This is a genomic window from Variovorax sp. VRV01 (genome assembly GCF_014852545.1).
Taxonomy (GTDB): Bacteria; Pseudomonadota; Gammaproteobacteria; order Burkholderiales; family Burkholderiaceae_C; genus Variovorax; species Variovorax beijingensis_A.
In genome coordinates this window covers 409,251-427,067 of sequence record NZ_JACVBS010000001.1, presented here as the reverse complement: position 1 = coordinate 427,067, position 17,817 = coordinate 409,251, and the positions used below count along the sequence as shown (strand labels likewise).

The window sequence follows — 17,817 nt, the reverse complement described above, 5'->3', positions numbered from 1 at the left end:
TGTTGGCTAGAACTCTGGCCACCCGCCACCGGCTGCGCCGGCCATGGCCAGCTGCGGTGACGCGGGTGCTTCGTGGGTCTTCTTGCCCGGCACGAGGCGCCGGGACTTCTCGGAAGCCTGGGGCGTGGCAGCGGCGCTGCCGGCCTCGAGCCGGAACACGCTGACCGACGCCACCAGGCTCGCGGCCTGCTCCTGCATCGACTGCGCCGCGGCGGCCGCTTCTTCCACCAGCGCCGCGTTCTGCTGCGTCACCTGGTCCATCTGCGCAATCGCCTGGTTCACCTGTTCGATGCCGGTGCTCTGCTCCTGGCTCGCGGCCGTGATCTCGCCCATGATGTCGGTCACGCGCTTCACGCTGTCCACGATCTCGTCCATCGTGCGCCCCGCCTCGGCCACCTGGCGGCTGCCGGCCTCGACCTTGTCCACCGAGTCGTCGATCAGGCCCTTGATTTCCTTGGCGGCTGCGCCGGAGCGTTGCGCGAGGTTTCTCACCTCGGAAGCGACGACTGCGAAGCCGCGGCCTTGCTCGCCGGCTCTTGCCGCTTCGACGGCCGCGTTCAGGGCCAGGATGTTGGTCTGGAACGCGATGCCGTCGATCACGCCGATGATGTCGACGATCTTCTTGGACGAGCTGTTGATGGAGCCCATGGTGTCCACCACCTGGCTCACCACGCCGCCGCCGCGCACCGCCACTTCGGAAGCGGAGACGGCCAGCTGGTTGGCCTGGCGCGCGTTGTCGGCGTTCTGCTTGACGGTGCTCGTGAGTTCTTCCATCGAGGCGGCCGTCTGCTCCAGAGAACTCGCCTGTTCCTCGGTGCGCGAAGACAGGTCCTGGTTGCCCGCGGCGATCTGCCCCGAGGCCGTCGCGATCGCATCGGTGCCGTGGCGCACTTCGCCCACCACCTTGGCCAGGCTGTCGCGCATGGCCTGGACCGCATGCAGCAGGCTCGCCTGGTCGCCGCGCTTCAGGTCGATGCGGACCGCCAGGTCGCCCTCTGCGATACGGTGCGCGATGCCGGCCGTGACCATCGGTTCGCCGCCGAGTTGCTTCAGCAGGCCGCGCGAAATCGCCCAGCCGAGCGCGAAGAGTGCTGCGGCCAGCACCAGCGCGCTGATCGACAGGCCGATGGCCCGGCTCATGATCGTGGCCTGCACCGTGTCCACGTAGACGCCGGAGCCGATGATCCAGCCCCAGGGCTCGAAGCCCTTCACGTAGGAGACCTTGGGCACCGGCTTGTCGCTGCCCGGCTTGGCCCAGAGGTAGTTAACGAAGCCCGCACCGTCGGCCTTGACGGTGTCGACGAACGCGACGAACAGCTGCTTGCCGGTGGCATCCTTGTTGGAGGACAGATCCTTGTTCTCGAGCGCCGGGCTGATCGGGTGCATCAGCATGCGCGGCTGCATGTCGTTGATCCAGAAATACTCGCTGCCGCTGTAGCGCAGGCCGCGGATTGCCTGCATCGCCTGCTCCTTCGCCTGCGGTTCGGTCAGCGTGCCCTTGGCGGCGAGCGCGTGGTAATGAACCAGCAGGCCATGCGCGCTTTCCACCACCTGGCGCACGCTGGCCTGCCGCTCTTCCAGGATGAGCTTGCGCTCCGACATCAGGAAAAGGGCCGTCAGCGCCGCCACGCCCACGATGGCGCTGGCCGTGAGCAGCCCGAGCTTCTGCCCGATGCTGAGGGCGCGCGGATTCAAGCGGTTGAACATGGTCTCTTCCTTGGGTGGATGTCTTTTGTGCGGTGCTCTGTCCACAGGTCTATCGGCATCCGCGCGCAAAACTTGAGGCCTTCAGCTCAAAATTCCGTCCAATCGCCATTCGCCGTGCCGGCCGTGGCCAGCTGCGGGACTGCGGCAGCCTCGCTCTTCCTGGCCGGCGCCGGGCGCAGGGCCTTCGGCGCGGCGAATGCGATCTCGGGACGAGCGGCCTGTGTTCCATCCAGCCTGAACACGCTGACCGACTCGACCAGGCTCGCGGCCTGCTCCTGCATCGACTGCGCCGCCGCGGCCGCTTCTTCCACCAGCGCCGCGTTCTGCTGCGTCACCTGGTCCATCTGCGCGATCGCCTGGTTCACCTGTTCGATGCCCGTGCTCTGCTCCTGGCTCGCCGCCGTGATCTCCCCGATGATGTCGGTCACGCGCTTCACGCTGCCCACGATCTCGGCCATGGTCTTGCCGGCTTCGTCCACCAGCGCACTGCCCATGTCCACCTTGCCCACCGAGTCGTCGATCAGGCCCTTGATTTCCTTGGCCGCTGCGCCCGAGCGCTGCGCGAGGTTGCGCACTTCGGAAGCGACGACCGCGAAGCCTCTGCCCTGTTCACCTGCGCGTGCCGCTTCGACGGCTGCGTTCAGCGCCAGGATGTTGGTCTGGAACGCGATGCCGTCGATCACGCCGATGATGTCGACGATCTTCTTCGAGGAGGCATTGATCGAGGCCATGGTGTCCACCACCTGGCCCACGACATTCCCGCCCTTGACCGCCACTTCGGAAGCCGAGAGCGCGAGCTGGTTGGCCTGGCGCGCGTTGTCGGCGTTCTGCTTCACGGTGCTCGTGAGCTCTTCCATCGAGGCGGCCGTCTGCTCCAGCGAGCTGGCCTGCTCCTCGGTGCGCGAGGACAGGTCCTGGTTGCCCGCGGCAATCTCGCCCGAGGCCGTCGCAATCGCATCAGTGCCCTGGCGCACGCCGCTCACCACGGTGGCCAGGCTCGCGTTCATGTTCTTCAATGCCAGCATCAGCTGGCCCGTCTCGTCGCGGGACGACGATTCGATGCGGCTGGTGAGATCGCCGTCCGCCACGGTCTGCGCCACGCGCACGGCCTCGGTCAACGGACGCGTGATGCTGCGGGTCAGCAGCCATGCCAGCACGGCGCCGAGCAGCAGCGCGGCCACGGCCAGCACGATCACGTTCATGCGGCCCGCGCGGTTCAGGCTGTCCACGGCGTCGGCGGCCCTGTCGATCCGCTCGGCCTGGTGCGTCAGCATGCCGCGGATGCTCGCGTCGTAGACCTCGAGCATCGGCACCAGCTTGTCGTTGGTGAGCGCTGCCGCCTCGGCCTGCCTGCCTTCGGCCTTGAGCTTGAGGATGGCGTTGCGCAGGCCCACGTACTGGCTGCGCTTTTCCTTGATGTCGGCACTGATCGCCTGCTCCTCGGGCGAATCCAGCATGGCCTCGAGCCTGGCCTGCGTCTCGGAGATGCCCGCGCTGGTCTTGCTCATCTGCTTCTGCAGATACTCCTGGACTTCCGCATCGTTGCTCTTGACCAATGCAAAGGTGCGCACGCTGTTGCTGCTGGTGTTCAGCAGCCAGTGGGCGGCCAGGCGCTCCTTCACGAGCGAGCGCTGCACCATCTCCTGCACCGCGTCGCCCACCCCCTGCAGGCGGAACACGCCGATGCCCGCGATGCAGGCCATGAGCGCCAGCACCAGCGCAAAGCCGATGCCCAGGCGCGTGCCGATCTTGAGGTTCTTCATGCCGGTTGCTCCTCGCGCGTCATGTCAGACGATCTTTTCGACCAGGCCCATTTCGTCGCTGGACATCAGCCGGTCGATGTCCACCAGGATCAGCATCCGCTCGTCCAGCGTGCCCAGCCCGATCAGGTAGTCGGTGTCCAGCACCGAGCCCATCTCCGGCGCCGGCTTGATCTGCTCCGCGCTCAAGGTGATCACGTCCGACACGCTGTCCACCACCATGCCCACCACCCGCCCTGCGATGTTCAGCACGATCACCACCGTGAACTGGTCATAGCTCGGCGTGCCCAGCCTGAACTTGATGCGCATGTCGATGATCGGAACGATGATCCCGCGCAGGTTCACCACGCCCTTGATGTATTCCGGCGCATTCGCAATGCGCGTCACCGCGTCGTAGCCGCGCAGCTCCTGCACCTTCTGGATGTCGATGCCGTATTCCTCCTGGCCCAGCGTGAAGGTCACCACCTCCAGCCGGCTCGAGGTGGCAGGCGCCGCGGCGCCGCGATGTGGTGGGGGGGTCAGGATCTCTGCCATATAAATTCCTTCAGCTGAACTTCTGCATGATGCGAACGAGCTTCTGCCCGTACTGCGGATCGGTGGCGTAGCCGGCCTTCTGCAGGCCGTGCGCAGCCTCGGCGGGCGTGTCGGCGGCCAGCACGTTGGCGTAGCGCGGATTGCGCGTGATGAACCGGGCGTAGTCGGTGAAGGCCTCGTCGTAGGACGCGTAGGCCCTGAACTTCGCGCGCACGCGCTGCGGTTCGCCGTCCACGTATTCGGTCGTGGTGGTCTCCACCACCGGACCCTTCCAGCCGCGGTCGGCCTTGATGCCGAACAGGTTGAAGCTCTGGGTGCCGTCGTCGGCGCGGATCTCGCGCTTGCCCCAGCCCGATTCGAGCGCGGCCTGCGCCAGGATCAGCGGCGCCGGCACGCCGCTGGCCTCGCTCGCCACCTGCGCGGAGCCACCCATGCGCTGCACGAAGCTGTCGACGCTGCCCTGCAGCGAGGCCACGGCGCCCGCGGCCGAGCGGTCGCTGTTGCGCTGGTAGATGCCCAGGTCCACCGATGCGGCCGCTGGCCGGGGCGGCGCGGACTGCAAGGGCGACGAGCCGAGCGGAATGCCCGACTGCGGCGTGAGAGGAATCCCGGCGCGAGGCGCGAGCGAGATGCCTTCGCTGCCGCTGCCGTCTGCTTCGCCCGAGGGCGCCGCGCGGCTGAGTTGCGCGAGCATGGCTTCGGCCAGGCCCACGCCGCGCCCCGAGAGGTTCTGCGCGAGCTGCTGGTCGAGCATCGACATGTAGATCTTCTGGTCGCGGTTCTCGAGCAGCCCGCTCGAAGGCGTGGCCTCGCGCATGCTCTTGAGCACCATGTTCATGAACAGCGCCTCGAACTGCCGCGACACCTGCTTCAGGCCCTCTTCGGGCGAGCTGCGCACGGTGTAGCGCAAGGCATCGACGCCCTGCACGTCGAGTGCAAGGCGCTGGTCCAGCGCGCCGCTTCTGCTTTCGGTGATGGCCATGGCGGTGCTCAGATGATCTCGAGCTCGGCACGCAGCGCGCCGGCGGATTTCATGGCCTGCAGGATCGACACCAGGTCCTGTGGATTGGCGCCCAGGCTGTTGAGGCCCTTGATCACGTCGGCCAGCGAGGCGCCGCCGCGCACCATCTGCAGCGCGCCGCCGCCCTGGTTGATCGAGATCTGCGAGGTCTGCCCGACCACGGTGGAGCCGCCGGAAAACGCATTGGGCTGGCTCACCACGGGCTCGGTGTTGATGACCACCGAGAGGTTGCCGTGCGCCACCGCGCAGTCGTTCACACGCACGGCCTGGTTCATGACCACGGAGCCGGTGCGCGCATTGACCACCACGCGCGCGACCGCCTGCGTCGGCGTGACCTCCAGGCTTTCGAGCCGCGCGAGAAAGCCCACGCGCTGCTGCGCCGCGGGCGCCTGCACCTGGATCACGCGGGCGTCGAGTGCCTGCGCCGTGCCCGCGCCGAACTGCCGGTTGATGGCGTCGACCGCCTGCTGCACCGTGCCGAAATCGGAGCGGTTGAGTTCGAGCGTGAACGTGCTGTCGCCGCCCACCGGTGCCTCGACGCTGCGCTCCACCAGCGCGCCGGCCGGAATGCGGCCCGAGCCAAGCTGGTTGACCTGTGCCTTGCTGCCGTTGGCCGACGCGCCCGCGCCGCCAACCACCATGTTGCCCTGCGCGATCGCATACACCTGCCCATCGACCCCCTTGAGCGGCGTCATCAGCAGCGTGCCGCCGCGCAGGCTCTTGGCATTGCCCATCGAGGACACCGTCACGTCGATGTTCTGGCCCGGCCGCGCGAACGAGGGCAGCGTGGCCGTGACCATCACCGCCGCCACGTTCTTGAGCTGCATGTTCACGCCCTGCGGAATCGTGATGCCCAGCTGCTGCAGCATGTTGTTGAGGCTCTGCGTGGTGAACGGCGTCTGCATCGTCTGGTCGCCCGTGCCGTCGAGCCCGACCATCAGGCCATAGCCGATCAGCGGGTTGTCGCGCACGCCCTGGATGCTCGCGAGTTCCTTCAGCCGCTCGGCCTGCGCCGGCGAACACAGGGTGATGGCGCACAGCGCCGCGAAGCCGATCAACGAACGCACATTGCGGAAAAAATTCATGGTGGTATTCCCTTTCGCGGGACGCCGCAGAACCGGCTTTGCCGGGCCGCTGGCGTCGCCCCCGGCGAGGGGGTTGGCGTAGCGACACGAAGTGCGCGAAGACTGGGGGTGAGTCATCAGAACGGCATGACGTTGAGGAAGAAGCGCTGCATCCAGCCCATGTGCTGGGCCTCGTCGATGTAGCCCTTGGCCGTGTATTCGATGCGCGCATCGGCCACCAGCGTCGAAGGCACGGTGTTGGTTCCCGAGACCGTGCGCGGGTTGACCACACCCGAGAACCGGATGTATTCGGTGCCCTGGTTGATGCCCATCTGCTTCTCGCCGCTGACCAGCAGGTTGCCGTTGCGCATCACGTCCACCACCGTGACCGTGATCACGCCGTTGAAGGTGTTGTTGGCGTTGGCACCGCCCTTGGCATCGAGCTTGTTGCCGCCCGACAGCTTGGCGTCCTGCCCGTCGAGCAGCGAGCCCAGCAGCTTCGGAATGCCGGCGAAATCGGCAGCCATGCTGCCCGTGCGGCTTGCCGAGGCGCCCGAGTTCTTGCTCGCATTGACCCGCTCGCTGATGACGATGGTCAGGATGTCGCCCACGTTGCGCGGCCTGCGGTCCTCGAACAGCGCGCTGCCGCCGGGACCGTCCTGGAAGATCGCCCCGTTGGCGCGCCGCGGCATCGAAGCCATGTTGTCCGCCCGCGCCGTCATCGGCTGGTGCACCAGCGGCTCGCGCGGAACCTGCGCACATCCCGCTGCCGCCAACGCCCCCAACACCATCCACAGCCCGCGGCCCATTCCAGGGACACCGCGGAACCGGCTCTGCCGGGCCGCCGGTGTCGCCCCCGGCGAGGGGGTTGGCGCAGCGACACGAAGCGCGCGAAGACTGGGGGAGGTCATAACTGCGCCAAACGCTGCAGCATTTGGTCCGAGGTCTGGACCGCCTTGCTGTTGATCTCGTAGGCGCGCTGCGTGGCGATCATGTTGACCAGCTCCTCGACCACGTTGACGTTCGAGGCCTCCACATAGCCCTGGCTCAGGATGCCCGCGCCGTCGATCCCGGGGTTGACCTGGTTCGGCGCGCCGGAGGCGTCGGTTTCCGCATACAGGTTCTCGCCCTTGCTCTGCAGGCCGGCCGGGTTCAGGAAGGTGGCCAGCTGCAGCTGCCCGACCTGCACCGTGTTGGTCTGCCCGGCCTGCGTGATCGACACGATGCCGTCGCGGCCGACGGTCAGGCTGGTGGCGTTGGCGGGCAGCGTGATCGCCGGCTGCACCGGGAAGCCGCTGGCCGTGACGAGCTGGCCGTCGCGGTCGGTCTGGAACGAGCCGTCGCGCGTGTAGGCGGTGGTGCCGTCGGGCATCAGCACCTGGAAGAAGCCGCCGCCGTTGATGGCCACGTCCGTCGGCTTGTCGGTCTTGGTGAGGTTGCCCTGCGAGTGGATGCGCTCGGTCGCGACCACGTGCACGCCGGTGCCCACCTGCAGGCCCGAAGGCAGCCGGGTCTGGTCCGAGGTCTGGCCACCGACCTGGCGCAGGTTCTGGTACATCAGGTCCTCGAACACGGCGCGGCTTCGCTTGAAGCCCGTGGTGCCGACGTTGGCGAGGTTGTTCGACACCACGTCGAGTTGGGTCTGCTGGGCATCCAGGCCGGTCTTGGCGATGTAGAGCGAGCGCATCATGACGAAAAAATCCTTGGAAAGTTTGGGAGTGGGACGCGGGCTCAGCCGTACGCCAGCAGCTTGTTGGCCGACTGCGCGTTCTCGTCCGCGCTGCGCATCGACTTCATCTGCATCTCGAAGCTGCGGGCGTTGGCGATCATGGCCACCATGGCCTCCACGCCATTGACGTTGCTGCCCTCGACCGCGCCGGTGGTCACGCTCACGGCCGCATCGGGCTCGGCCGGCGGCAGGCCCTCGCGCATGCGAAAGAGGCCGTCGGCGCCGCGCACCAGGTCGGCCACGGGCGGGTTGACCAGCTTCAGCCGGCCCACCTCGGCAATGCCGATGGCCGGGTCGCCGGCGCCGCGTGCCGTGACCAGGCCGTTGGCGGCGATCGCGACGGTGGAGCCGGGCGGCACCACCAGCGCGCCGGCATCGCCGGCCACGGGCAGCGAGCCCATGGTCGTGAGCTGGCCTTCGGCGTTCACCTGCAGGTTGCCCACGCGGGTGTAGGCCTCGCCGCCGTCGGGCGTCTGCACCGCGAGCCAGCCGTCGCCGTGGATGGCGACATCGAGCGCGCGGCCGGTTTCCGTGAGCGGACCGTGGCTGAAGTCGGCGCCGGGCGTGGTGGCGACCACGTAGGCGCGCGTCGGTGCTTGCGTGCCACCGGTCACCGGCACGGCGCGAAAGCTGTTGATCTGCGCGCGGAACCCGGGCGTGGAGGCGTTCGCCATGTTGTTGGCGACCGAAGCCTGCTGCTCCATGGCCTGCTTGGCGCCGCTCATCGCGACATACAGCATGCGGTCCATGGGCGGCTCAGCGGATGTTGATCAGGGTCTGGACGACCTGATCCTGCGTCTTCACCGTCTGCGCATTGGCCTGGTAGCTGCGCTGCGCAACGATCAGGTTGACGAGTTCGGAGGTCAGGTCGACGTTCGATGCCTCCAGCGCGCCCGAGGCGAGCGAGCCCTGCTTGGTGCCCGCGCCCGGCGTGCCGGTGAGCGGCTGGCCCGAGGCCAGCGTTTCGCCCCAGACGTTCTCGCCCATCGGCTCCAGGCCGTTGGGATTGGCGAAGGAGGTCAGCACCACCTGGCCCATCAGCGTGGTCTGTTCGTTGGAGAACTTGCCGGTGATGGTGCCGTCGGGGTTGATCGAGAACGAGGTCAGCGTGCCCGAGGTGTAGCCGTCCTGCTTGAGCGTCTTGATCTCGTTGACGTTGCCGAACTGCGTGGTGCCCGAGAGGTCGACCGTGGCGTTGAGCGCCACCGAGCCGTTGCCGAAGTTCATGGCCGGCAGCGTCAGCTTGCCGCCGGCGGGCGTGAGCAGGTTGCCGTTGCCGTCGAAGCTCATCGTCGAGATCGGCGCGCCGCCATTGAGCGCGCTGCCGTCGGCCGCGCCATACACGTCCCAGGCATTGGCGCCGGTCTTCACGAAGAAGACGCCGAGCTCATGCGGATTGCCGAGCGAATCGAACACCGGGCCGAGCGCATTCGAATAATTGAAGGTGGCCGAATCGGTCGCGGAGAACGGCGTCTTGGTGGGCACCGTGCCGCGCGCGTCCAGGTTGAAAGTGGCGTTGATGGCGGTGGTCGCCTTCGGGCTCATGGCCGTGGTCTGGACCTGCAGCGGGCCCGGCGTGCCGCCGTCCAGGCCGCCCGTCGCGGAGACGCCGTAGCCCGTCAGGCGCAGGCCGGCGGCATTGACGATGAAGCCGTCCTTGTCGCGCGTGAACTGGCCATTGCGCGAATACATCACCTCGCCGCTCGGGCTGCTGAGGCGGAAGAAGCCGTCGCCGTTGAGGATCGCCACGTCCAGCGGCCGGCTGCTGGTCTGCACCGAGCCCTGCGTGAAGTTCTGCACGATGCCCGACACCGCCACGCCCAGGCCGACGCGCGAGCCTGCATACACGTCCTGGAAGGTCGCCGCGCCCGACTTGAAGCCGACCGTGCCGGAGTTGGCGATGTTGTTGCCGATGACGTCCAGGTTGGCGGCGGCTGCGGACAGGCCGCTGATGCCTTGGGAAAAGCCCATGATCGAATCCTTGTTTCAGTGCAATGAAGAAGAAGAAATGGCCTGCGGCGCACGGGCCGCTGCCGATGAGGAAGACAGCACGCGGCAGCTGCTCAGAGGAACATGCGCACGTCGGCCAGGCCGATGCTCTGGCCCGACATGAGTTCGAGCGTGACGCCGCTGGCGCCCTGCTTGACGGCGGCCACTTGCGAGAAGACCAGCGAAGTGGCCTCCACGCGCGTGCCGTTGTTGGCAGCCGAGACACTGAAGCTGTAGGCGCCCGCCGGGGCCGTGGAGCCGTCGTCGGCCTTGCCGTCCCAGCTGACGGCATTGACGCCTTCGGTCATCGGGCCGAGCGTCAAGGTGCGCACGGTGTTGCCCGCGGCATTGACGATCTTCACTTCGACGGTGCCGGCGGTGGCCGGCAGCTGCACGGCAAAGGGCACGGCCGCCGGCGCCTCGCCGGCCTTCGGCTCCGCGGCGGCGATGGTGTTGCCGGGCGACAGCACGTTGTAGCCAATGAGCGATGCCGCCTGCAGCACCTGGTTGGCGCCGGTCTGGTTCACCAGTCCGCTGAGCGCGGTGTTGAGGCGCTCGATGCCGCTCACGGTGCTCATCTGCGCGAGCTGCGAGGTGAGCTCGGCGTTCTCCATCGGGTTGAGCGGGTCCTGGTTGTTGAGCTGCGTCACCAGCAGCTTCAGGAAGCGCTGCTCGCTGTCCGCTCCCGAGACGTTGCCGGCGCTCGACGCGGCGGTGGCTGCGTTGAGCCCGGAGATGGAAGAGGTGTCGGAGATGGCCATGGTTCTTGTTGGGATGTGGGGGTTTACTGGCCGATGCTCAGCGTCTTGACCATCAGCGTCTTGGCGGTGTTGAGCACCTCGACGTTGGCCTGGTAGCTGCGCGAGGCGGAGATCATGTTGGTCATCTCCTCGACCACGTTGACGTTGGGCATGGCCACGTAGCCCTTGGCATCGGCATGCGGGTTCTTCGGGTCGAAGACCATCTTCAGCGGCGAGGGGTCCTCGATGACGCCGGCCACCTTCACGCCGCCGATGTCCTGCTGGCCCGAGGCGGCCACTTCGAAGACCACCTGCTTGGCGCGGTAGGGCTTGCCGTCGGGGCCGGCCACGCTCTCGGCGTTGGCGAGGTTGCTGGCCGTCACGTTCATGCGCTGCGACTGCGCGGCCATGGCGGAGCCCGCCACGCTGAAGATGTTCATGGATGCGCCGGGATGGGGCATGTGCGGCTCCTCTTCTTATTGCGCGGCGGAGAGCAGCGACTTGATCTTGGCGCCGACCACCGTGAGATTGGCTTCGTAGCGCAGCGCGTTGTCGGCGAAGTTGATGCGCTCGGCATCCATCTCGACCGTGTTGCCGTCGATGCTGGCCTGGCTCGGCACGCGGTACAGCAGGTCGCGCTCGGGCATCGAGGGCAGCGCATCGGCCTGGATGTGGCGCGCCGACGTGACGGCCATCTGCACCGGCTGCTGCGCTGCGCGGCCGTGCTCGACCGCCTGCGTCAGGCGGCTCGCGAAATCGAAGTCACGCGCCTTGTAGTTGGGCGTGTCGGCGTGGGCGATGTTGGCAGCCAGCACTTCCTGGCGCTGCGTCCGAAGGTTCAGCGCTTCGCGGTTGAAGCGAAGCGCCGCATCCAGCTTGTCGATCATGTGTTTCCATCTTTCGAGGCGTCGCGTCCCTGGCGGGGCATGGCGACAGATGGAAAGCGAGTCTATGCATGCACTGCGTTCGCAATGGCCCGAACAAAGGGGCATTTGGCGTGCACTTCGAATCTTCGGATCGGGTGCGCCTTCCTAGAATTGCCGGGCACCCATCATGGAAAAAATCTCCTGTCGCCCGCACCGCCTGAAGCTCGTGCTGCCAGCCCTGGCGGCGGGGTTGAGCGCGGCGATGTGCGTGGCTGCGGCGCCGCTCGCGGGCGATGCGCGCGCCGCCGTCGACCGGCTGCTGCAGGCCCAGGCCGCCGGACTGCCGGGCAAGGTCGCCATCCGCGTCGAGGCGCCGGCATCGGGTCCGCTGCCGGCCTGCGATGCGCTCGAGGCCTTCCTGCCGCGCGGTGCCGCGGCGTGGGGCCGGGTGTCGGTGGGCCTGCGCTGCCATTCGGAGCTGAAGCCCTGGACGCGCTATGTGCTGGCCCATGTCGCGGTCGAGGGGCGCTACCTGGTGGCCGCGCGCAACATCGATACCGGCCAGGCCCTGTCTGCGGGCGACTTCACCATCCGCGACGGCGATCTCAGCGCGCTGCCGCGCTCGGTCGTGACCGACGCCGCCGAACTGCAGGGCGTGGTGGCCGCCAACCGCATCGCGGCCGGCGCGCCGCTCAGGCGCGAACTGATGCGCGGCGTGGCCGTGATCCAGCAGGGCCAGACCATCAAGGTCGTTGCCGAAGGCCCGGGCTACGCCGTCAGCACCGAAGCGCGGGCGATGACCAGCGCCAGCGCGGGCGCGGCCGTGCGGGCCAGGACCGTGGACGGCCGCATGGTCAGCGGCGTGGCCGACGGGGAAGGCCAGATCCGCCTGCCGCAGTAGCCGCATTCATGCCGCGATGCGCACTGCCCTAAAGTTCTGGCCCGAACTGCCGATACATCAGGCAGCCCTTTGAGGAACCATCTTGAAAATCGATCCATTCGCCCCTTCGGCCACACCGCTCCCCCGAACGAACAAGGGCGCAGCGTCCTCGCCCGCCAGCGGCACCGATGCCGTCCAGGGCGGCAGGAACGCGGTGAAGCTCTCGTCGGCCCAGGTGCATTCGATGCCCGAGGCGCCCAATTCCGACTTCGACGCGGCGCGCGTTGCCTCGATCCGCGAGGACATCCGGGCCGGGCGCTACGAAATCCACCCCGACCGCATCGCGCGCGGCTTGCTCGCCAGCGTGCGCGACCTGCTCAACGAAAACGGAAAGCTCTGAACGCCATGCTGGTTCACCTGTTGGCCGAAAAAGCCTGTGTCGAGGAATTCCTGTCGGTGCTGGAGCAGGAGGCGCAGGCCATGAAGAACGGCCTCTTTGCCGAGCTGCCCGTGCTTACCGGGCGCAAGGCCGGCCTGCTCGACCGCATGGCGGCACTCGACCAGGCGCGCGAATCGGCCCAGGTGGCGCGGGGTTTCGAGCCCGGGCGCGCGGGTGCCGATGCCGCCGCCGCGGCAGACGGCGAGGCCTCGCTCGCCGCCTGGACGGCGCTGGTCGAACTGGCGCAGCAGGCCAAGGCCAGCAACCGCCGCAACGGCGCCATGGTGTACAGCCAGCTCGACTTCACGCACAACGCGCTGCACTACCTGCAGGCCGGCGCGCAGCCCTTCTACGGGCCGGACGGCATCCGCAAGCCCGCCAGCGCCGCGGGAACGCGGCTGGCGGTGGGCTGAGCCGCAAACCTACTTGCGGGACTTGCCCGACTTGGGCGGCGCCTCGAACAGCTCCGAGAAGAACGACGGATTCACCTCACCCGAGTCCTTGGCAGCGCGGCTCGGCTCGGCGGACGGCAGCTCCTGGAAATCCGACGACGCGAAATGCGGCGGCACATAGACCCCGTGCTCGTCCCTCCTGACCAGGCCGCGGCGTTCCAGGTCCCGCATGGTCTTGTTGACCTGCATCCTGGAAAGCCCCGAATAGGAGGCGATGACCGACTGGGTGATGCGCTTGTCGTAGCCGCCGTCGGTGCCCGGGGCCAGGACGGTGAGTTCGTGCAGGATGCGGCTGATGAGCCGCTCCGACGAAGCCGATGAAATCTGCCGGATCTGCCTGCGCAGCACCGTGGTGCGCTTCATCACCACATCGAGCAGGCCCATCGTCACGGCCGGATGGCGGTCGCATAGCGCCTTGAATTCCAGCGTGGGCACCAGGTACAGCGAGGTGGGCAATGCCGCCACCAGTGTCGCGCCGGCCTGGTAGCGCTCCTCGATCAGGGCCGAGTTCAGGAAGAAGTCGTCCTGGCGGATGAAGTCGGTCGTGACGTCGCCGCTGTCTTCGCTCCCCTGCACGACCACCCGCAGCAGGCCCGTGGCCACGCAGTAGATGCGGTCGGACCATTCGTCCGCCGCCAGCACGACTTCGTTGCGCCGGTAGGACCGAAGTTCGATGCGCTGGACAAAGGCTGTGCGCTCATCCGGGGGAACGCTGGCAATAAGAGGATGCAAATACATCTGTACCGTCCATGGGCTGCCTTGCCGCATATTGGCTCAAAGCGGCTGCCTGCAACTCTTCCCGCTCTTCAAAATGTGAATATTTACCAGATGAGATTCATATACTAACAGTCAGTAACATCTGGACACGCGACATCATCGCATGACTTGACGAAAACTACTTGCGCCAGCCGTCCGAAACCAGCCATTGGCTTGTACCGCAGGCGACAACGAGTGCCGCGTAGGTCGCCATCGCGCCGTCGCGGCCCGAAAGGACCACCCCGACCAGCAACACCAGCGCTCCCACGCCTGAATTGATCGCGCCCTGGGCCCACCATGCCCGGCCGCCCGCCTTGCGCCGGAAGGCCCGGCCCATGAGCGCGCACAGGAAGCCGACGGTCAGCGCGGGCGCCACGAAGTTCAGCAGGTGATTGAGGAGATCCAGCAGGGACATGGGTAGGAATGGGTATCGAGGGCCGCCGGATAAAGCCAAGGGCGCTCGCGGCGCCCTTGTTTTATGTGGAGTTGGATGCGGCCAAGCCCCTCCGCGGCAGCACGGCTGCTGCTGATTTTATAATCAGTGGATATGTCAGTCTGGACCCTCGGGTTGAACCACACGACCGCGCCGCTCGATCTGCGCGGTCGTTTCGCGTTCGCGCTCGATCAGCTGGCACCCACGCTGCAGAGCCTGCGCAGCTCCTTCGCCAGCGGCCGCCATCCGCAGGTCGAGGCCGCGATCATCTCCACCTGCAACCGCACCGAGATCTACTGCGCCGCCGAGCATGCCGCGCTCGACCACACGGTCGGCTGGCTGGCCGAAAGCGGCGGCGTCGCGCCCGCGCTGCTGCGCTCGCATGCCTATACGCTGCACGACGACGAGGCCGCGCGCCACGTCTTCCGGGTAGCCAGCGGGCTCGATTCCATGGTGCTCGGCGAGGCCCAGATCCTCGGCCAGATGAAGGACGCCGTGCGCGCGGCCGAAACCGCCGGCGCACTCGGCAGCACGCTCAACCAGCTGTTCCAGCGTTCCTTCGCGGTCGCGAAAGAGGTGCGCACCGCCACCGAGATCGGCGCGCATTCCATCAGCATGGCCGCGGCGGCCGTCCGGCTGGCCGGCCAGCTGTTCGAAGACCTGCACCAGACGCGCGTGCTGTTCGTCGGCGCGGGCGAAATGATCGACCTGGCCGCCACGCATTTCGCGGCCAAGGACCCGAAGGCCATCGCCATTGCCAACCGCACGCTCGAGCGCGGCGAAAAGCTGGCTTCGCGCTTCGGCGGCGAGGCGATGCGGCTGGCCGACCTGCCGAACCGGCTGGCCGAGTTCGACATCGTGGTGAGCTGCACCGCCAGCACGCTGCCGATCATCGGCCTGGGCGCCGTCGAACGCGCGCTCAAGGCCCGCAAGCACCGCCCGATGTTCATGGTCGACCTGGCCGTGCCGCGCGACATCGAGCCCGAGGTGAAGGCGCTCGAGGATATCTATCTCTATACGGTCGACGACCTCGCCCAGGTGGTGCAGCAGGGCCAGGCCAACCGCCAGGCCGCCGTGGCGCAGGCCGAGGTCATCATCGACGCCGGCGTGCAGAGCTTCATGCACTGGCTGGGCCAGCGCGGCACCGTGCCGCTGATCCAGCAGCTCAATGCCCAGGCCGACGAATGGCGCGCCGCCGAAATGGCCCGCGCGCGCAAGCTGCTGGCCCGGGGCGAGCCGATCGATGCGGTGCTCGAGGCCCTGTCGCGCGGGCTCACGCAGAAGCTGCTGCACGGCGCCATGGCCGAACTGCACGCGGGCGATGCGGCATCGCGCGAGCACACCGCGCAGACCATCTCGCGCCTGTTCCTGCGCAAAGAGCGTTAGCGACGCTCGCCAGCGGCCCGGCCCCGCGGCCGCGGTCCCCCATGCGCCCTGCCGCGGCACCGCGGCGCCCTTCCCCCCATTTTTTCGAGCTCCTTTCCGCCGTGAAGACCTTTCTGCGCCACCAACTCGAACGCTACGCCGCCCGCCTCGGCGAACTCGATTTCCTGCTTTCGCGCGAAGACATCATGAGCGACATGGCGCAGTACCGCACCATCTCGCGCGAGCATGCCGAGGTCACGCAGATCGCCGGCCGCTACGAGCGCTACAAGCAGCGCGAAGCCGACATCGCCGGTGCGGCCGAAATGCTCGAAGACCCCGACATGGCCGAGATGGCGCGCGAAGAAATCGCGGGCGCGCAGGCCGAGCTCGTGCAGCTCGAGGAAGAGCTGCAGCGCCTGCTGCTGCCCAAGGACCCGGACGACGCGCGCAACGCCTTCCTCGAAATCCGCGCCGGCACCGGCGGCGACGAGTCGGCGCTGTTCGCGGGCGACCTGCTGCGCATGTACACGCGCTACTGCGAGCGCGCCGGCTGGCGCTGCGAAGTGGTGAGCGAGAGCGAAAGCGAGCTCGGCGGCTACAAGGAAGTGGTGATCCGCATCGCCGGCAACGATGTTTTTGGCCGCCTGCGCTTCGAATCGGGCGGCCACCGCGTGCAGCGCGTGCCCGCCACCGAGACCCAGGGCCGCATCCATACCAGCGCCTGCACCGTCGCCGTGCTGGCCGAGCCCGACGAAACCGTGGCGGTGCAGATCAACCCGGCCGACCTGCGCATCGACACCTACCGCGCGAGCGGCGCCGGCGGCCAGCACATCAACAAGACCGACTCGGCCGTGCGCATCACGCACATCCCGACGGGCATCGTGGCCGAGTGCCAGGACGACCGCAGCCAGCACCGCAACAAGGCCAAGGCGCTGCAGGTGCTGTCCGCGCGCATCCAGGAAAAGGACCGCAGCGAGCGCGCCGCCAAGGACGCCGCCATGCGCAAGGGGCTGATCGGCAGCGGCGACCGCTCCGACCGCATCCGCACCTACAACTTCCCGCAGGGCCGGCTCACCGACCACCGCATCAACCTCACGCTCTACAAGCTGCAGGCCATCATGGAGGGCGACCTCGGCGACGTGCTGGACGCGCTGCGCGCCGCGCGCGAGGCCGAGCAGCTGGCCGAGCTCGAATCGAGCCTGCCGGCATGACGGCCACGGCCACCACGCCATCCACCGTGGCGCAGGCGCTGGCCGCGGCCGTGGCGCTGGGCATCGACCGGCTCGACGCGCAACTGCTGCTGCTGCATGCGCTCGGCCGCGCGCCGAACGACCGCGCCTGGCTGCTGGCGCACGACACCGACGCCGTTTCCGACGCGGCCTGGTCGGCGCTTTCGGCGCAGCTGCCGCGCCGGCTGGCGGGCGAGCCGGTGGCCTACCTGCTCGGCGAAAAGGAATTCCACGGCCTCGGCCTGCAGGTGGACGCGCGGGTGCTGGTGCCGCGCCCCGACACCGAAACGCTGGTCGACTGGGCCCTGCAATGCCTCGAGGGACGCAGTGCCCCGCGCGTGCTCGACCTGGGCACCGGCAGTGGCGCGATCGCGCTGGCGCTGCAGCATGCGCGCCCCGATGCAGAGGTCGATGCGGTCGATGCCAGCGCCGATGCACTGGCGGTCGCCGAGGCCAATGCGCAGCGCCTGGGCCTGCCGGTGCGCTTTCGCCGGGCCCATTGGCTCGACGGCGCGGCCGGCGGCTATGCGGTCATTGCCAGCAATCCTCCCTACATCGCAGCCGGCGACCCGCACCTGGCGGCGCTGCAGCACGAGCCGCTGGCGGCGCTGGTGGCCGGGCCCGACGGGCTGGCCGATATCCGGCAGATCGTGCAGCAGGCCCCCGCGCACCTTGCGGACGGCGGCTGGCTGCTGCTCGAGCACGGCCACGACCAGGCCGCGGCCGTGCGCCAGCTGCTCCAGACGCGCGGCTTTGCCGAGGTGCAAAGCCGCGATGACCTTGCCGGCATCCAGCGCTGTTCCGGCGGGATCTGGCGCACGGTGAAATAATCCCCCCAGCCCATTTTTCAGGA

At 68.1% G+C, this 17,817-nt stretch carries 20 protein-coding genes; 6 read left to right on the top strand and 14 right to left on the bottom strand.

Annotation, left to right across the window (positions count from 1 at the left end):
- Positions 1-6: 6 nt before the first annotated feature.
- The 12 genes from IB278_RS02065 to flgB all read right to left on the bottom strand — a co-directional run bounded on the left by IB278_RS02065 (position 7) and on the right by flgB (position 11,431).
- Positions 7-1,707 (bottom strand): methyl-accepting chemotaxis protein, encoded by a 1,701-nt coding sequence (locus IB278_RS02065; RefSeq protein WP_192322499.1) that lies wholly within the window; start codon positions 1,705-1,707, stop codon positions 7-9.
- Positions 1,708-1,793: 86 nt separating this feature from the next.
- On the bottom strand, positions 1,794-3,470 hold the full coding sequence (locus IB278_RS02060; protein ID WP_192322498.1) for a methyl-accepting chemotaxis protein: 1,677 nt from the start codon (positions 3,468-3,470) through the stop codon (positions 1,794-1,796).
- 24 nt (positions 3,471-3,494) lie between these two features.
- Positions 3,495-4,001, bottom strand: a complete 507-nt coding sequence (locus IB278_RS02055) for a chemotaxis protein CheW (RefSeq protein WP_145740493.1) — start codon at positions 3,999-4,001, stop codon at positions 3,495-3,497.
- Between the two features lie 10 nt (positions 4,002-4,011).
- Positions 4,012-4,983: a flagellar assembly peptidoglycan hydrolase FlgJ gene (gene flgJ, locus IB278_RS02050; protein WP_192322497.1), complete on the bottom strand. Its 972-nt coding sequence runs from the start codon at positions 4,981-4,983 to the stop codon at positions 4,012-4,014.
- A gap of 8 nt (positions 4,984-4,991) precedes the next feature.
- Entirely contained in the window at positions 4,992-6,107 is a 1,116-nt protein-coding gene (locus IB278_RS02045) for a flagellar basal body P-ring protein FlgI (RefSeq protein ID WP_145740489.1), read from the bottom strand.
- A gap of 116 nt (positions 6,108-6,223) precedes the next feature.
- Positions 6,224-6,895: a flagellar basal body L-ring protein FlgH gene (locus IB278_RS02040; RefSeq protein WP_145740487.1), complete on the bottom strand. Its 672-nt coding sequence runs from the start codon at positions 6,893-6,895 to the stop codon at positions 6,224-6,226.
- Between the two features lie 98 nt (positions 6,896-6,993).
- Complete coding sequence (gene flgG, locus IB278_RS02035) at positions 6,994-7,776, bottom strand: flagellar basal-body rod protein FlgG (RefSeq protein ID WP_018906819.1); 783 nt, start codon at positions 7,774-7,776, stop codon at positions 6,994-6,996.
- Between the two features lie 41 nt (positions 7,777-7,817).
- Entirely contained in the window at positions 7,818-8,564 is a 747-nt protein-coding gene (locus tag IB278_RS02030) for a flagellar basal body rod protein FlgF (RefSeq protein ID WP_145740485.1), read from the bottom strand.
- A gap of 7 nt (positions 8,565-8,571) precedes the next feature.
- Positions 8,572-9,786 carry a flagellar hook protein FlgE gene (flgE, locus tag IB278_RS02025; RefSeq protein ID WP_027730591.1) on the bottom strand — a complete coding sequence of 405 codons (1,215 nt, stop codon included), beginning with the start codon at positions 9,784-9,786 and terminating at the stop codon, positions 8,572-8,574.
- Between the two features lie 92 nt (positions 9,787-9,878).
- A complete protein-coding gene (locus IB278_RS02020) occupies positions 9,879-10,565 on the bottom strand; it encodes a flagellar hook assembly protein FlgD (RefSeq protein ID WP_145740484.1) in 687 nt (228 codons plus the stop codon).
- A 23-nt stretch (positions 10,566-10,588) separates the two neighbouring features.
- Positions 10,589-11,005, bottom strand: coding sequence for a flagellar basal body rod protein FlgC (gene flgC / locus IB278_RS02015; protein WP_124960768.1), 417 nt, complete (start codon positions 11,003-11,005; stop codon positions 10,589-10,591).
- 15 nt (positions 11,006-11,020) lie between these two features.
- On the bottom strand, positions 11,021-11,431 hold the full coding sequence (gene flgB / locus IB278_RS02010) for a flagellar basal body rod protein FlgB (protein WP_192322496.1): 411 nt from the start codon (positions 11,429-11,431) through the stop codon (positions 11,021-11,023).
- A 166-nt stretch (positions 11,432-11,597) separates the two neighbouring features.
- Here flgB and flgA point away from each other — a divergent pair, with 166 nt between their 5' ends.
- From flgA to IB278_RS01995, 3 genes are all read left to right on the top strand, one after another.
- Positions 11,598-12,311 carry a flagellar basal body P-ring formation chaperone FlgA gene (gene flgA, locus IB278_RS02005; protein ID WP_192322495.1) on the top strand — a complete coding sequence of 238 codons (714 nt, stop codon included), beginning with the start codon at positions 11,598-11,600 and terminating at the stop codon, positions 12,309-12,311.
- 82 nt (positions 12,312-12,393) lie between these two features.
- Positions 12,394-12,690 (top strand): flagellar biosynthesis anti-sigma factor FlgM, encoded by a 297-nt coding sequence (flgM, locus tag IB278_RS02000; RefSeq protein WP_192322494.1) that lies wholly within the window; start codon positions 12,394-12,396, stop codon positions 12,688-12,690.
- A 5-nt stretch (positions 12,691-12,695) separates the two neighbouring features.
- Positions 12,696-13,142 (top strand): flagella synthesis protein FlgN, encoded by a 447-nt coding sequence (locus IB278_RS01995; RefSeq protein ID WP_192322493.1) that lies wholly within the window; start codon positions 12,696-12,698, stop codon positions 13,140-13,142.
- Positions 13,143-13,151: 9 nt separating this feature from the next.
- Here IB278_RS01995 and IB278_RS01990 read toward each other — a convergent pair whose 3' ends face one another.
- A complete protein-coding gene (locus IB278_RS01990; protein WP_145740474.1) occupies positions 13,152-13,919 on the bottom strand; it encodes a Crp/Fnr family transcriptional regulator in 768 nt (255 codons plus the stop codon).
- 157 nt (positions 13,920-14,076) lie between these two features.
- Complete coding sequence (locus IB278_RS01985) at positions 14,077-14,352, bottom strand: hypothetical protein (RefSeq protein ID WP_145740473.1); 276 nt, start codon at positions 14,350-14,352, stop codon at positions 14,077-14,079.
- Between the two features lie 132 nt (positions 14,353-14,484).
- Between IB278_RS01985 and hemA the strand changes: the two genes are divergently transcribed.
- The 3 genes from hemA to prmC all read left to right on the top strand — a co-directional run bounded on the left by hemA (position 14,485) and on the right by prmC (position 17,794).
- Complete coding sequence (gene hemA / locus IB278_RS01980) at positions 14,485-15,756, top strand: glutamyl-tRNA reductase (RefSeq protein WP_192322492.1); 1,272 nt, start codon at positions 14,485-14,487, stop codon at positions 15,754-15,756.
- 101 nt (positions 15,757-15,857) lie between these two features.
- Positions 15,858-16,946 carry a peptide chain release factor 1 gene (gene prfA / locus IB278_RS01975; RefSeq protein ID WP_192322491.1) on the top strand — a complete coding sequence of 363 codons (1,089 nt, stop codon included), beginning with the start codon at positions 15,858-15,860 and terminating at the stop codon, positions 16,944-16,946.
- A complete protein-coding gene (gene prmC, locus IB278_RS01970; RefSeq protein ID WP_145740467.1) occupies positions 16,943-17,794 on the top strand; it encodes a peptide chain release factor N(5)-glutamine methyltransferase in 852 nt (283 codons plus the stop codon). The genes prfA and prmC overlap by 4 nt, the downstream gene beginning before the upstream one ends.
- The last annotated feature ends 23 nt before the right edge of the window (positions 17,795-17,817 follow it).

Excerpts from the sequence above, each read along its gene's own strand:
- flgB (WP_192322496.1), bottom strand. The coding sequence starts at position 11,431 with ATGATCGACAAGCTGGATGCGGCGCTTCGCTTCAACCGCGAAGCGCTG.
- IB278_RS02060 (WP_192322498.1), bottom strand. The coding sequence starts at position 3,470 with ATGAAGAACCTCAAGATCGGCACGCGCCTGGGCATCGGCTTTGCGCTG.
- IB278_RS02040 (WP_145740487.1), bottom strand. The coding sequence starts at position 6,895 with ATGGGCCGCGGGCTGTGGATGGTGTTGGGGGCGTTGGCGGCAGCGGGA.
- flgG (WP_018906819.1), bottom strand. The coding sequence starts at position 7,776 with ATGATGCGCTCGCTCTACATCGCCAAGACCGGCCTGGATGCCCAGCAG.
- IB278_RS02020 (WP_145740484.1), bottom strand. The coding sequence starts at position 10,565 with ATGGCCATCTCCGACACCTCTTCCATCTCCGGGCTCAACGCAGCCACC.
- prmC (WP_145740467.1), top strand. The coding sequence starts at position 16,943 with ATGACGGCCACGGCCACCACGCCATCCACCGTGGCGCAGGCGCTGGCC.
- flgA (WP_192322495.1), top strand. The coding sequence starts at position 11,598 with ATGGAAAAAATCTCCTGTCGCCCGCACCGCCTGAAGCTCGTGCTGCCA.
- flgE (WP_027730591.1), bottom strand. The coding sequence starts at position 9,786 with ATGGGCTTTTCCCAAGGCATCAGCGGCCTGTCCGCAGCCGCCGCCAAC.
- IB278_RS02065 (WP_192322499.1), bottom strand. The coding sequence starts at position 1,707 with ATGTTCAACCGCTTGAATCCGCGCGCCCTCAGCATCGGGCAGAAGCTC.
- IB278_RS01990 (WP_145740474.1), bottom strand. The coding sequence starts at position 13,919 with ATGTATTTGCATCCTCTTATTGCCAGCGTTCCCCCGGATGAGCGCACA.
- IB278_RS02030 (WP_145740485.1), bottom strand. The coding sequence starts at position 8,564 with ATGGACCGCATGCTGTATGTCGCGATGAGCGGCGCCAAGCAGGCCATG.
- IB278_RS02045 (WP_145740489.1), bottom strand. The coding sequence starts at position 6,107 with ATGAATTTTTTCCGCAATGTGCGTTCGTTGATCGGCTTCGCGGCGCTG.
- IB278_RS01985 (WP_145740473.1), bottom strand. The coding sequence starts at position 14,352 with ATGTCCCTGCTGGATCTCCTCAATCACCTGCTGAACTTCGTGGCGCCC.
- IB278_RS01995 (WP_192322493.1), top strand. The coding sequence starts at position 12,696 with ATGCTGGTTCACCTGTTGGCCGAAAAAGCCTGTGTCGAGGAATTCCTG.
- flgJ (WP_192322497.1), bottom strand. The coding sequence starts at position 4,983 with ATGGCCATCACCGAAAGCAGAAGCGGCGCGCTGGACCAGCGCCTTGCA.
- flgC (WP_124960768.1), bottom strand. The coding sequence starts at position 11,005 with ATGCCCCATCCCGGCGCATCCATGAACATCTTCAGCGTGGCGGGCTCC.
- IB278_RS02055 (WP_145740493.1), bottom strand. The coding sequence starts at position 4,001 with ATGGCAGAGATCCTGACCCCCCCACCACATCGCGGCGCCGCGGCGCCT.
- hemA (WP_192322492.1), top strand. The coding sequence starts at position 14,485 with ATGTCAGTCTGGACCCTCGGGTTGAACCACACGACCGCGCCGCTCGAT.